The organism is Vibrio sp. 1S139, assembly GCF_041439475.1.
In the GTDB taxonomy this organism is placed as follows: domain Bacteria; phylum Pseudomonadota; class Gammaproteobacteria; order Enterobacterales; family Vibrionaceae; genus Vibrio; species Vibrio crassostreae_C.
The window spans coordinates 1-13037 of sequence record NZ_JBGOOD010000021.1 but is presented as its reverse complement, the minus strand read 5'-3'; the positions used below and the strand labels follow the sequence as shown (position 1 = coordinate 13037).

General features: G+C 41.5%; 12 protein-coding genes. 6 read left to right on the top strand and 6 right to left on the bottom strand.

Features of this window, described 5'->3' with window-relative positions; translation table 11 throughout:
- The first annotated feature begins 1 nt into the window (after position 1).
- Positions 2-1705 carry a DUF3466 family protein gene (locus tag ACED46_RS09325; protein ID WP_371721320.1) on the top strand — a complete coding sequence of 568 codons (1704 nt, stop codon included), beginning with the start codon at positions 2-4 and terminating at the stop codon, positions 1703-1705.
- Positions 1706-1866: 161 nt separating this feature from the next.
- Positions 1867-2040, top strand: a complete 174-nt coding sequence (gene rmf / locus ACED46_RS09320; RefSeq protein ID WP_017059676.1) for a ribosome modulation factor — start codon at positions 1867-1869, stop codon at positions 2038-2040.
- 252 nt (positions 2041-2292) lie between these two features.
- Here rmf and fabA read toward each other — a convergent pair whose 3' ends face one another.
- Together fabA and ACED46_RS09310 are read right to left on the bottom strand one after the other, a co-directional pair.
- A complete protein-coding gene (gene fabA, locus ACED46_RS09315) occupies positions 2293-2808 on the bottom strand; it encodes a bifunctional 3-hydroxydecanoyl-ACP dehydratase/trans-2-decenoyl-ACP isomerase (protein WP_017059675.1) in 516 nt (171 codons plus the stop codon).
- Positions 2809-2878: 70 nt separating this feature from the next.
- Positions 2879-4531: a Lon protease family protein gene (locus tag ACED46_RS09310; protein ID WP_048615970.1), complete on the bottom strand. Its 1653-nt coding sequence runs from the start codon at positions 4529-4531 to the stop codon at positions 2879-2881.
- Between the two features lie 189 nt (positions 4532-4720).
- On the opposite strand from ACED46_RS09310, the gene matP reads away from it, so the two are divergent.
- From matP to ACED46_RS09290, 4 genes are all read left to right on the top strand, one after another.
- The gene (matP, locus tag ACED46_RS09305) at positions 4721-5176 is read left to right on the top strand and encodes a macrodomain Ter protein MatP (protein ID WP_017059673.1); all 456 of its coding nucleotides are present in this window, start codon (positions 4721-4723) and stop codon (positions 5174-5176) included.
- A 23-nt stretch (positions 5177-5199) separates the two neighbouring features.
- On the top strand, positions 5200-5508 hold the full coding sequence (locus tag ACED46_RS09300) for a DUF3634 family protein (RefSeq protein WP_017059672.1): 309 nt from the start codon (positions 5200-5202) through the stop codon (positions 5506-5508).
- Positions 5509-5613: 105 nt separating this feature from the next.
- Complete coding sequence (locus tag ACED46_RS09295) at positions 5614-5925, top strand: hypothetical protein (protein WP_017059671.1); 312 nt, start codon at positions 5614-5616, stop codon at positions 5923-5925.
- A gap of 144 nt (positions 5926-6069) precedes the next feature.
- On the top strand, positions 6070-7290 hold the full coding sequence (locus tag ACED46_RS09290; RefSeq protein WP_017059670.1) for a hypothetical protein: 1221 nt from the start codon (positions 6070-6072) through the stop codon (positions 7288-7290).
- Between the two features lie 100 nt (positions 7291-7390).
- Here ACED46_RS09290 and ACED46_RS09285 read toward each other — a convergent pair whose 3' ends face one another.
- The 4 genes from ACED46_RS09285 to ACED46_RS09270 form a co-directional block, all read right to left on the bottom strand.
- Positions 7391-7993, bottom strand: coding sequence for a DUF2971 domain-containing protein (locus ACED46_RS09285; RefSeq protein WP_017059669.1), 603 nt, complete (start codon positions 7991-7993; stop codon positions 7391-7393).
- Between the two features lie 338 nt (positions 7994-8331).
- The gene (locus ACED46_RS09280) at positions 8332-8934 is read right to left on the bottom strand and encodes a porin family protein (protein ID WP_017059668.1); all 603 of its coding nucleotides are present in this window, start codon (positions 8932-8934) and stop codon (positions 8332-8334) included.
- 941 nt (positions 8935-9875) lie between these two features.
- Positions 9876-11597, bottom strand: coding sequence for an ATP-binding protein (locus ACED46_RS09275; protein WP_017059647.1), 1722 nt, complete (start codon positions 11595-11597; stop codon positions 9876-9878).
- On the bottom strand, positions 11597-12781 hold the full coding sequence (locus ACED46_RS09270) for an FIST signal transduction protein (RefSeq protein WP_017059646.1): 1185 nt from the start codon (positions 12779-12781) through the stop codon (positions 11597-11599). The genes ACED46_RS09275 and ACED46_RS09270 overlap by 1 nt, the downstream gene beginning before the upstream one ends.
- Positions 12782-13037 lie beyond the last annotated feature (256 nt).

Sequence of the window (13037 nt, the reverse complement as noted above, 5' to 3'; positions counted from 1 at the left end):
AATGACTTGTACTAAATTTAAATTAACAACAGTTGCAGCATTAGTTTTTGCTGCAACTAACGCGAACGCTGCGCTTTACAAGGTAGTTGAAGTGACGCCTTCGATTACTGGCACATCAGAGATATTCGGTGTAGCTATTCAGCCTGGTACTGCTACAGACGGAACGAACGACCTTGCACTAGGATGTTTTGACGCTACCGCAACTAACTGTGCTGATACGACATTTAAATTAGCTGGTGAAACTCGCAATACGGTCGAGGCTGTAAGTTATCGCGAAGAAGTGCCTTTTGCCATGGATGCTCCGTTCCAATACATTCAAGAGTTCGATGATTTCGAAAACTATTGCTACCGAGAACTAGGATATTCTACATGTGAAAGCTGGGCGCAAAACCGTTGGAACGATACTTGGAGTAAGGAAAGAAATGACCTTACTTACGTCAATGCAAAAGCATTTGTAGAAGGTGGTGATACTTTTGACACTCGTAATACGGTAATTAACTCTCTAGATGATAATGCTCAACCGCTAGGTGTTAAATCTGAAGGCGACATTCGCAATAACGCGTTGCTTACGACGACAGCGAAACCTACCGGATCTTCTGAAACGCGTGCATGGCGAGCGATAACGGTAAGCGGTACTGTTTATAACGTAGGTAGTGTATCTACGGAAGGGCCTAAGACAGGCACATCGGATACAACATTTAGTTCAAAAGCAGCAATCTGGGATGGAACTGATACAAAGGAAATCGATTGGGTTAGAGGTGGCAACGCCCAACAAGGTGACTACTTTGCCCAAGGCAGCATGCGGTCAATTGCAATTGATACGTCAAGCTCTGTTTTTTATGGTGTAGGCTATAACACAGTTGATGGTAGTGGCGATCTTCAAGACATGAACGCTAGTGTCTTTGTGAGTGACTCATTAGATATTTCAGGTTCTTGGACAACGAAAGTTATTAGTGGTGCAGAAGTTAAGTCAGGCTCGTCTAACGATGATGCGAGATACAGTAACTCTGTCGCGACTGATATTAACGACAACTTGTTCGCTGTTGGTTATGCCAAACGTAATGGTTATGTGCCAGAGAACGGTAGTGCAGGTAATAAGCCTTTTATTGTAACGGATGCTAAAAACCCAACAGCAACGTATTTGTCTGGCGGTATCTTCTTCAGTGGCTCAAGCGGTGAAGCTAAAGCGGTAAATAACTACAATGAATTTGTAGGCCAAATTGATGCGGAAACGACTCGTGAAGTTGATGGTAGTGAGCGTAGACATAGAGGCTTTATCTACCCATACAATGTCGACTCCTCGAAAGATGAGCGTCGTGTAGACATCTTTAATGGCCAAGCTTGGTGGTTAGATGATCTAACAAATGACGGCAACGCGTCTGGAGATAACAACAAGTTCAGAATTATTGATGCTTCCGATATCAATGATGCAGGTGTGATCTCAGCTACAGCTATCAAGTGTACCGTTGGTGGAACAACACAACCATACGATACAACGTCACATAACTCGTATTGTGGCGGTGCAGCAACTAATGCAGTTGAAGAGGTTGTTGCTGTTAAGTTGATTCCTATCGCTGGTAAAGGTAAAGCTGATATCCAAACTCGCAGCGCTGATACAGAAAAAGTTGATCGTCAAGGCGGTAGTCTAGGTTGGTTAACTTTGACTGTTCTTGGTCTATTAGGGTTCCGTAGAAAATTTAAATAATTTTATCTCCTGAGCCCGAGTTCACAATTCTGAACTCGGGCTTTTTTTCGCCTTGAGAAAAGTGAAAATTTGACCGATTCTTAAAGTTGGAGTCACAAAAACTCCGTAAAGTTGTAATCATTGTATGTTAGTAAATGGAACACCCGTATGAGGACTGCACTATGAAGAGACAAAAGCGTGATCGACTAGAACGAGCACAATCTCAAGGCTACAAGGCTGGTTTAAATGGACGGTCGCAAGAAGCTTGCCCATATAGCCAAATGGATTCTCGGTCTTATTGGTTAGGTGGATGGCGTGACGCCAAAGATGACAAGCAATCAGGTCTCTATAAGTAGATAGGGCGTAAAGAATTCAAGGTCAGGGCTCCATTGTCTGTTGATTACAACGGCTGGAGCCTTGTTAGTTTCAGAACAACACAAAGACTCCCAGAGCTATGTAGCATTCTAGTTTCGCTATCATAAGCGTATCGCTGGTGGATTTATCCTGTTTCAAGCTTAATACGGGATACTTTAATGCACTATAACTAAATTTATTGGAACGAAAATAAAGCAGCCATGGGCTGCTTTACTAAAAATCTAACTATTAGATTAGAATGCTGACGTATCTTGGAAAAGGCCAACTTTCAAATCTTTAGCAACGTAGATCTCTTTACCATCAACAAGTACGCGACCATCCGCAAGGCCCATAACTAGACGACGGTTAACAACACGCTTCATGTGGATCTCGTAAGTTACTTTTTTCGCAGTAGGTAGAATTTGACCAGTGAATTTCACTTCGCCAACACCTAGAGCACGGCCTTTACCTTCGCCGCCAACCCAACCAAGGTAGAAGCCAACAAGCTGCCACATTGCGTCAAGACCTAGACAACCAGGCATTACTGGGTCACCCGGGAAGTGACAATCGAAGAACCATAGGTCAGGAGTAATATCCAGCTCAGCAAGAACTAAACCTTTACCGTAATCACCTTCAGTTTCAGACATCTTAGTGATGCGATCCATCATTAGCATGTTCGGTGCTGGTAGTTGAGGGCCTTGTGGCCATAGTTCGCCTTGGCTTGATGCTAGAAGCTCTTCGCGAGTGTAAGAATCACGTTTGTTTTGCATTATCAATTACTCCGATTTTTGATAGGTGCATATTAGTGAACAGGTGTACGCTAAACAAGTCCGATCAGTACTAGACAAACCAGTTTTTAATGCGTCCAACGATTCCAATAGGGTGCTCATGTCTTTCAAAGTTTTCAATACGTTCCGCGATTTTACTCAGAACGCTTTCTTGTTCATCGTCTCTAAATGGCTTGTTCATAATGAGAGGAATTGCTTCGTCTACATTAGACACAGACCAAATATGGAATTCTTCATTCTTAATGCTTTCAATAAGGTCAGGCTTTAGTGCAAGATGCCTTAAGTTCGATCTTGGAAGGATCACACCTTGTTCGCCTGTTAAGCCGTTGTGCTTACACACATGGTAGAAGCCTTCGATTTTCTCGTTTAGCCCGCCAACAGCTTGCACACGTCCAAATTGGTCAACTGCACCTGTAACCGCAATTTGTTGATTGATAGGGTATTCAGACAAAGCACTCACCAGAGAACAAAGCTCAGCAAGAGAAGCACTATCGCCGTCTACTTCGCAATACGATTGCTCAAACACAACAGAAGCAGCGTATGGCAACGGATCTTCAAGGTTTAGTGCGCTGCTCACAAATGCTTGCATGATCATCATACCTTTAGCATGAAGATTACCACCCAACTCGGCTTTGCGCTCAACGTCGGCAATATCCCCATCACCAAAGTGAATAACGCAGGAAATTCGTGCAGGTTCACCATAAGAGATCGGGTGTCCTGGAACATCGATAACCGTCAGACCATTAACTTGACCAACTTGTTCGCCCTCGGTTTCGATAATGACTTGGCCATCTCGAATATCATCAAGGGCGCGTTCTGGTAGGTAAGATTCGCGGTTATATTTGTGCTGTTGAGCTTGTTGGATATGGTGAATATCAATCTCACCATTGTCGGCTTCAATCAGAGCTTCGTTCAATAACGCATTGTGCCAAATAGGGCATAATGGAATATAACTTTGATCTTCAGTCTCTCTTGCTCCGGCCGTGAGAATGCCCGTCAACGCTTGTTGCGTGATGGTTGGCAATTCATAGCGTTGTTGAAGCCACTTAAGGTAACCAAGATATTGAGTCAAAGTCTCTTCAGAGAGCTTGATATCTTGTTCAATTTCGCTAAATAGGCAAAAACCGGTTTGAATATCGCTGTCCAGGTAATCAAGGTCACCTAGTTGAGCTCTGTCTCCAACAACAATCAACTTAATGTTGTAAGTCAAAGGCAAAGTCGGGGATTGGTTCAAGTGCTCTGGATTGCTGCTGATTGGTTCTACGGCTTCACCAAGCAGTGCTGATTTAAGTAGTAACCAGCTTCCAGGGTTTGCCAAGATCAAGTTTGCTGAAACGATCAGATAGCCGTTGTTTGCTCTAGCCAGTAGGCCGGGCTTTGTCGCTACAACCTTACCGTCTTTTGACTGAACTTGGTCAAACAGAGAGACAGCATTTAAAGACTCAGTTTTTATAACCGGTAGAGTGTGATCATCTAAAGCAGTGACTAGAGATTCAACAATCATTTGACGATAGATCGAATTGTCTGGAGCGTTTACAAGTAAAACACGCGAAAGGTTAGACAAACGGACAAAGCGGGTTAACGCATCTTTGAATCTATGTTGAATATCTGAAAACGGGAAAGGCGAGATGTCAGGGAATTGCTCTAATTGAGCGCTATATTCGTCGTACTGAGGCGTAACATGTCGCCAATCTACTTGAGTCATTTAAGTTTCTGATTATGATAATGAGGTAGGGAGTATATAGAAAAACCGATCTCGCTTGTAGCTCTATGTGGTAGTTACTAATCACTAAGCTAATATAAGTATGATCTTGGTCTATTCTTTCAAGATCATAATTGTTAAATTGCCTATTTTGGGTTACGCTGTCACTAGGATTAACTCTCGAGATTAGACATGAAATATCAGCAACTTGAAAACTTGGAATGTGGTTGGAAATGGAACTATCTGGTCAAAAAATGGAAAGAAGGCGAGTCGATCACCTGCCACATAGATTCAAGTGAAGCTGACGTTGCTGTTAAAGCCTTATTGAAGCTTGAACACCAACCTACAGGTGTCCTTGAGTGGATATCTAACAACATGTCTCCTGAGCTCGATAACAAGCTTAAACAAGCGATCAGAGCTAAGCGAAAACGCCACTTCAATGCTGAACAAGTTCATACAAAGAAGAAATCAATCGACCTTGATTACCGTGTATGGGAAAAGCTATCTCAACGTGCGAACGAGCTAGGTTGTACGCTCTCAGATGCCATCGAGTATTTGGTTAGCGAAGCGTCTCGTAGTGAACAGGCCAGCAAGACGGTGACTAGCCTCAAAGAAGACTTAAGCAAGCTCCTTTCTGACGATAAATAACCATCAACAGTAGTGGTGACATTATGATGTACGTAATCTTAATCGGTGCGGTATTAGTTTTTTGGTTAGTAGCAGTCGACCGACCGGTATTGAAAATTAAATTTAGCGACGGGGCGATCGAACAAGTTAAAGGGCATCTTCCACCGAGCTTTAAGCACAACCTTCAAGAGATTGGTCATAACAATACCTTTAAAGGCGAGCTAAAAGTGTATGCAAAACGTTCTGGTTACAATCTCAAGTTCACTAAAGATGTTCCTAAAAACGTACAGCAACGTATTCGTAACGTGTTCCCGCATAATGGTTTTAAGTCTAAAGGCTCAAAGAAAGCGTAATCGTTGAGAGTTACGCGTTAGCTGGTCAATCCTCATACTAAGTTAATCCTTCATTTCTCTTAAATCTCCGCATACTGTTCTCACCCTCAACAAAGAGAGAGCAGTATGAGATATCTAGTATTACTATTATGTTTTTTATCCCCAGTCGCTTTTCCCGACGATGCATTGGTTAATCCTGTAGCTAAAAAGATAAAAGTCACCGTCATGAAAGGGCTCAACAAGAGTAATGTTGATTTCGAGGGTTATTGCGATCTGATGATTGAGATGAAGCACTCTAAAGGTTATGCAAGAATCAAAAAGGTGAGAACGTCTGGAGATAGTAAAGTTTGCAAGCAGGCGAAAAAACACCTCCCGACGAAGAAAAGGTTCAAATACAGCTTTCCAGAAAAGTATATCCGGCTACATATCACACACTAGCCACTCTCAACGCACTATAACTAAATATCCTTAATTTTATTGAAACAATTTCGTGAACCAATCTCTAATTTCTATTAATATTAGTTTTGTTATAAAGGCAGGATATGCCGATACAAGAGCATTTACGGCAAAGGAAAGTCACGGTTGTTGTTAGCAAATAAAAGTTATACCCCTGAAGTAGTTGAGATCTCAAGGAAGGTCTCAATCAATGTTGAAGCTCGCTTTAATCGATGGTTAATCTCACCTGAATATAAGCTCGCACAATCTACAGTAGACACGTTACTAAGTTTGGAAAATAGGTATTGTGATAGTGTCATATTTGATGAATCTGACCGCATATCTCACAATCAACGTATTTTATTGCGCTGCGAGCAGGATAGAGTCAATGCTCATCGTGAAAAAGTCGACGCGAAGCAACAAACCTTACGATACGTTATCGATGATGTCAGCAATGCCGCTTCTGCGCTAATGCTTGAGAAGCTTCAAGGTACCTTAATAAGTTCGTTGTTTTCAGACTTACCCGATTACAATCAGTTCGCTAGTGTTGCGTATTCGCCATCTTTAAACTTTTCCAAACTCCATGAAATATCCGCGAAAAGTAGGCCATTGAGCTCAAGTTTAATCGAGTTTGTTTCCAATCAAGAGTTTTCAGAGAAATATGGAAAGAAATCTAAGGTAATTCTCGATCCAAAAGTTGCAGCACGACAAATAGGAATAGAAAATTGTCGTTTATTGTTCCCATTGTTAATGAGTCAACAGCTGATTAAGTGGAATGATGGCAACATTAAACACATCACACCTAAGGTTTGGCAACACTTGGTCGTGACGTCAAATGCGACTCGAATTCGACTTCAAGAAACGTCGGTTAAAGATCCTAACGTAGGTATTTTACTTGGTGTGTTGAGAGTTCTGCCTTTGTTTTTAATTTGTAACCACTTTTCTTCAACGTTTGAAGACGCATTGGTAAAAACGATGCTTGGTTATCGTGAAGCAAGTGACAAGCATGACGAATATTATGCTTGTACTGAGGTGATGCCAAACACACAGTTTCTTGAATCAATGGTCGAGCAGCTAGAGCTTAAGCTACTAAAAAACCTCGTTGAATTTATAGATTGGAGCCCTGGAAATCAGTTCATCAAGAGGGCACTTCTAGAGGAAGTGAATGACATTCCAGTACTTGAGCGAACGGTTTATGGTGCAGCTTTGGCTCAAGGTAGAAAATATTCTGTTTTCGAGGCGTTAGATAATAGTGAACTATTTAACGTTAAGCACCGACCTTATTGGTTTTCAACTGTTCAAATGTCTATCGCGACGATTGAGCAGATGCAAGATAAAGGATTGGGAAAGCTTACGGTGAACATGTAATAAAAAGAGAGAGTCTCATTAATGTCGCTCTCTTTTTTGTTGCGCTGTAACTTTATGTGAATGTCTTGTTTTGGCGCTAAACAGTAGGATTACACTCTACTTAACTGACCACTTCGAAGGTAAACGACTCTTGCTTTGCTATTGCGTGTTTAACAGGGATACCAAGGCGCTGGCAAGTCATCAGAACTTTCAATTTCCTGTCGGCAGGAGCGTGCTCTGACAGAATCACCGAGCTTAGGCACTCTCTATTAAGGTAGAGTTTATTTCCGATCATCTCGTCATCAGGTAATACCCAGCGGTATTCCTTTTCATAACGCCAATTAGAATGCTTAATTTTGAATATCTCAGCTCCCAGTCTTGATGTTTGTAAACCTCTTAGCGATGCCGGGCGGAACATATTCGGTTCGTCTTCATACTGGACTTCAAAACAGTTGAGATTGGCCTCGCCGTTATAGCAGTTGAGATCATACTCGATACACATGCCTTTAAAGTTGTCACCATACTGCGACCATAGTATTGGGTGGTCGTTCGACTGAGAGAAACACATGATCTTAAAGTTTTGTTGAAGCTCTTTGTTGAATGCGTGGTTAGATTCAAAAGGGTTATTAAAAGTTTTAGCGTAATCAAACCACAACGAACACTCGGAAATAGATTGTATGTTTCTGTCGTGGAGCGATCTGAACTTATAAAGTTTAGGCAACATATCAAACACCTAGTTTACAAAATTGCCTGATGTTAACACTTTAATTTACTTTTAAGGATTGAATGCATAGCATTTGATTGCTTAATCACCAAATTTATTCGTATAACTGTTTGATAGATAAAAATTTAAACACGAAATAGTAGCCTGTTAAAGTGGTTTATTTTGCGTTAGGGCAAAGCTTTCAAGTTGTAACTTTTTACAGAAGATACAACGTAACTTTATTTATGGTTGAATTGTCTTGTCAAAGTAGAGGTCGAGTAGGGAAATAGGTGATCAAAATTAAAGCCGAGCTTTAAAAGGACGGCTTTAGTAGTATTGAGCCTACGAGTGAATCAAGTTTAGAAGTGGTACCTTGCACCTAGGTAAGCGGTTTGAGGTGACACATCGATGGATTCAATTTCAACGTTTGCATAGCGGTAACCAATATGGATATCGATGTTGTCTGTTACCATCGCACCAAGCTCAGCACCAACTTGGTAGGCTGCTTCAGACTTAGAGTCTGATACTCCAAAAGCTTTCGCTTCCATATCCATAGAGCCAACACCGGCTAATAAAGATACATACAGATCTAATACGTCACCTTCAACAATAAACTTTGGTTTAATGTTTACGAAGAAAGCATGGCCTTCAATATCCATTAAGTCGTTATAGCTAACTTTTCCGATTTTTCGGTACTCGGCTTCTAGCCCCAGTTTGACGACATCATGTGTATTGAATTCGTAGCCTCCAACCAAGTTATAGCTAAAGTCTGATAGATCAGATGAATCTTCAATGGCGCTGCCACGATATTCTAATTCAGTTTCATTATAAAAGCCGATATCAACACCAGCATAAAAATGACCATGCTCTCTAGGCGAGTTTTCGTTTTCACTAGCAAGCGCCTGCGAGCTGATGCCAAAAAAAGCGGTGAATAGCGATAGGGCGATTGTACTGATTTTCATGTAAAGCCTTCTAAGATAATAAGTTATTCTGTTCCAGAATATGTTAACAAACAAAAGATACTCTAACTAATTGAGAACTAGCCTAAAGATCTGATTTTAAAGACTTGTTGGTAATAGAAGTGTCATTATCGCAGTTATGAGACAAGTTAATAAAGTCCAGACAGAGGTTAATAGAATTTATGTTGCACTGTAACTTGCGATTAGCCAAGTCGTTTATAGAAGTTCGTTTTGGATGGCAACGCAGTTTGGTAACAATGACCGTTGGGCATCAGAAAATTCAAAGTTAGTGGTTTGAAAAACGAGTACGGATGTTACTGATGACGTTGATAGTTGATTCAATTTGGTGAAGAACAAGCCAACATAGGTAAACAAGACTAGATGATTCGGGAGTTCGCTTGGTCTTTTGGGACCGTTAAATCTAGCGAACAAGAGTAACCAAGTCTTTTCAGTTTATTGGTAGTACGGACAATAGACCGAGAGTTAGTGGAAGCGTTAATCATCTAGGTTCTTTTTTTGGTAAGCAAAATCAGGGTAATAGCTTTTAACACTCAACCAGCAGAGACTCTGGACTAACTTTGGAGAGGCATCCGTAATTAGAAGTCTTAATTAAGTTTGAGCAGACATGTGATAAAGCCATCACGATTTAATCCAATTAACGCGGAGTCAAAGCCAGCCAGTAATTAAATAGATAGATTCATGCGGCGCTGTACGTAAAATTACGCGAGTAACAGGCCCTGAAACCTCTCAGATTTCAATCTCATTTTTGGTGCGTATTATGTATATTATGTTAAATGGTGTTTGGTATTTATAAGGCAGGTATCTTTGTGCGATGCCCTGCCTCTTGTTTATCTACCAAATCGATGTTCTATTTAACAGTAAGGCTATTTACCATAAAATACCTAATAAACATATTTCCTAATCTTCGATTAAGAATACGTTTATTAGACTTCAAGCATTAATCGATCAATTGCTTCTGTGATCTCTTTAGTTCTTACTGGCTTGGTCACGAAATCATTCATGCCGACATCTAAGCACGAACATTTGTCTTCTACTGATGTGTGTGCTGTTAGCGCAACGATTGGTGTTTTGATGTTTGCGTCTCTCATGTATTTGGTTGTGGTTAATCCATCCATGACCGGCATCGACACATCCATTAAGATAATGTCTATTGATTCGTTGCCTCTTTCAATAAAGCCAATCGCTTCTTCACCATTACTTGCGATGAAAACCTCGTGGCCTTGTCTTGTAAGGATTAACTTTATCACCATTTGATTCGTTGGATTGTCTTCGACAACTAACACTGAATAACGGCTTCTTAACTCTCGTGAAGATTCGTCTTCTTTGTTAGCCAGATTATTCGTAACTCTAGTAAGCACTGGCAACTGTACTTCGAATTTGGAGCCTTTTCCAGGCTCACTCTTTACCGATATGCGCCCGCGCATCAGTTCAACCAGTCTTTTAGTGATGGCCAAGCCTAAACCTGTGCCACCAAATCTACGTGTGATTGTGCTATCAGCTTGCACAAATGGACTGAACAGCGACGAAAGTTGTTGCGAGCTAATGCCAATCCCTGTGTCTTCCACCGTTATATAGAAAGAGCTCTGCTGGTACTTTATAGAAACATGGACATGCCCACGCTCAGTGAACTTAATCGCGTTACCGATCAAATTAAATAGGATCTGTGCCAAGCGACTTGGGTCGATGTAATGAAGTTCACCTTCAGGGATATCGCTAGTTACTGTTAGCGGCAAACCTTTATCGTCTGCTGTCTTCTTTTGTTCAGATAATACAAAAGTTACAGTGTCTCTTACGTTGCTCCATTGAGGAGCCAACGAGAAACACCCAGATTCAATCTTAGAAAAATCCAATACGTCACTGATAATTGCCAGCAATAGCTCAGATGATGTGCTCATATTAAGCAGTATAGACTGTTGTTCTTCGTTCAATGATGTGGATTTTAGGGTGTCTATTAGGCCAATTATGGCATTTAGCGGTGTTCTTAATTCATGACTCATCATCGCGAGGAATTCAGACTTGGCCTTGTTGGCTCTTTCTGCGTCTTTTCTTGCTGTGACAAGCTCTGCGGTACGTTCTCGAACGGTTGCTTCAAGCTTTTCTTTGTTCTCAATATCGAAAACAGCACGCTCTATCAACGGTCGAAAACGGTTTAGTGTGGCCTTAGTTTCAATACTAAAGTGCTTGGTATTCGAGTGGATAAAGATGATGACGGATTGTGTTAGTCCGCTATCGATACCAGTAATTAGAACAGAGTTGATTTGATCGAGGATAATGGGATGTAAGGAATTGAATTCACCCAGAGACTTGGGTTCAAAAAGGATGGCGCATTCTCCATTGATCACTCGAGATAACTTGCCACAATCACTCCAATTCATCTGTTCGAAGACTTTGTTATTGCTTAGCAGGGTTTTGAAACTGCCTTCGTTCCCTACCCTTGATACCACGATAAAGTCATCAAACTTAATGTATTTTTTGAGCACGAACTCGAGACTGGAGAATATCTCAGATATGTTACTTGCCTTACTGATCGCAGAGATGGTTGATAAGATCACCCTGTTCTCTTCAGCCAGCTTTCGCTCACGGGCTTTTAGTTTTTGCAGTTCAATACGTGCTTCTTGCAGCGCTTCTTGACCTTCAGAACCCATTACTTTTTCAACCTATAAAACGTTGCAGACGATACCATTAAATTCCCGTGTGCATTCTCGCCACCAGAGAGCCTGCCTTGTTCACCAAACGTAAATGGACATATGTATGGGAGCCCATTAAGTGCTTGATTTATTTGGTCACAAACCTCATCCATATCTTGTTTAAGGTTCAACATTGGGCCTGCACAAAAGATATTGATCGCCCCTAGTTTCTCTTCAAGATCCATGTCGTTGTAGTATGAGGAGTGAATGATATTCGCGGCGCGGCTAATCAACTGCTGCTTAGACCCTTGCATCAGGTAGATGGTGTCGCCTTCACTGATGTCTGTGAACAGCTCAATCCCATTACACTCCGTCTCTCTGATCGAATGAGACAATTTGAAATATGGGTAATCGTAAGAAGAGCCGACTTTCCTGCCTAATGGGTAGACTGACGACTTTTCGAATATGTAGCCATCATCACTGCCATCTAAGTGGAAATTAGTCCATTCGTTGTAAACGGTGACGGCTGGCCTGTGGTCTATCTCCAACAAAATTCGGTTTCTTACTTTGGTCACGGTGCCTGAATACCGCGTAGGCGTATGACCCGCGCTGAAAGAGGAATAGATGGACTGAGACGCAAACACTACCGTTAAAGACACACCATTTATAGACAGCGACTCTTCGGTGAAGATACTCCAATTTCCGGAAACCTGGTTGTCTGCAGCACTGCCACCAATAATTGGCACTTCAGTACCAAATTTCTTATCGATAGCCGCCATCACCTTTTCTTCGTTACCCGGTGTGGAATGCAGCAAGATAAGATCAGGAATTTCACCTTCTCGGTTGGCGTTCTTGAGTGCTTTGTCTATCGCGCTGAAGGTACTGCGGTCTATGGAGTCGCTGAAATGTTCGATTCCCGTACCATAGGCGTTGATCCCCGAGTCATAAATAATGAGGACGCCAATGACTGGACCAGAATGAAAACCAGTTTCGGTCATAATGCCGTGACAAGTAGTACAGCCATGTATGGGAGTGTTCGGGAGAGCATCTACGAAATATCTCTGCACAGCGAGTGTCGAATACTCTTCTGTGCAGTAGCAAATAAGACAAGCAATATCGTCAGGGTTTTCCACCCCGCTGAGCAACTCATCTACTGCGATTTTATCGTCTAGGGAGTAAGAGACTTTTGATAGAAATTTCATAGATTCTGGGTAACTTTATTAATGCTCTCTTTATAACACTTTAATGCATTGTGTTTCACTGATTTGGTACATGTTTCTATCAAAAGAACCGAGGTGTGCCCCAGTTTCTCTCTGTTACTCCTTAGAAAGGTTTACAGAAAACATGCTCACCTGTTGTGGAAATGTAACCGTTATTGAGGAGGTCTTATCACTAGTTTGTAACGGCGTTGTTGCCTAAATCAATTGAACCTTTTTCGAGTCCTGCGATCTGATCCTT

Excerpts from the sequence above, each read along its gene's own strand:
- ACED46_RS09325 (WP_371721320.1), top strand. The coding sequence starts at position 2 with ATGACTTGTACTAAATTTAAATTAACAACAGTTGCAGCATTAGTTTTT.
- rmf (WP_017059676.1), top strand. The coding sequence starts at position 1,867 with ATGAAGAGACAAAAGCGTGATCGACTAGAACGAGCACAATCTCAAGGC.
- fabA (WP_017059675.1), bottom strand. The coding sequence starts at position 2,808 with ATGCAAAACAAACGTGATTCTTACACTCGCGAAGAGCTTCTAGCATCA.
- ACED46_RS09310 (WP_048615970.1), bottom strand. The coding sequence starts at position 4,531 with ATGACTCAAGTAGATTGGCGACATGTTACGCCTCAGTACGACGAATAT.
- matP (WP_017059673.1), top strand. The coding sequence starts at position 4,721 with ATGAAATATCAGCAACTTGAAAACTTGGAATGTGGTTGGAAATGGAAC.
- ACED46_RS09300 (WP_017059672.1), top strand. The coding sequence starts at position 5,200 with ATGATGTACGTAATCTTAATCGGTGCGGTATTAGTTTTTTGGTTAGTA.
- ACED46_RS09295 (WP_017059671.1), top strand. The coding sequence starts at position 5,614 with ATGAGATATCTAGTATTACTATTATGTTTTTTATCCCCAGTCGCTTTT.
- ACED46_RS09285 (WP_017059669.1), bottom strand. The coding sequence starts at position 7,993 with ATGTTGCCTAAACTTTATAAGTTCAGATCGCTCCACGACAGAAACATA.
- ACED46_RS09280 (WP_017059668.1), bottom strand. The coding sequence starts at position 8,934 with ATGAAAATCAGTACAATCGCCCTATCGCTATTCACCGCTTTTTTTGGC.
- ACED46_RS09275 (WP_017059647.1), bottom strand. The coding sequence starts at position 11,597 with ATGGGTTCTGAAGGTCAAGAAGCGCTGCAAGAAGCACGTATTGAACTG.
- ACED46_RS09270 (WP_017059646.1), bottom strand. The coding sequence starts at position 12,781 with ATGAAATTTCTATCAAAAGTCTCTTACTCCCTAGACGATAAAATCGCA.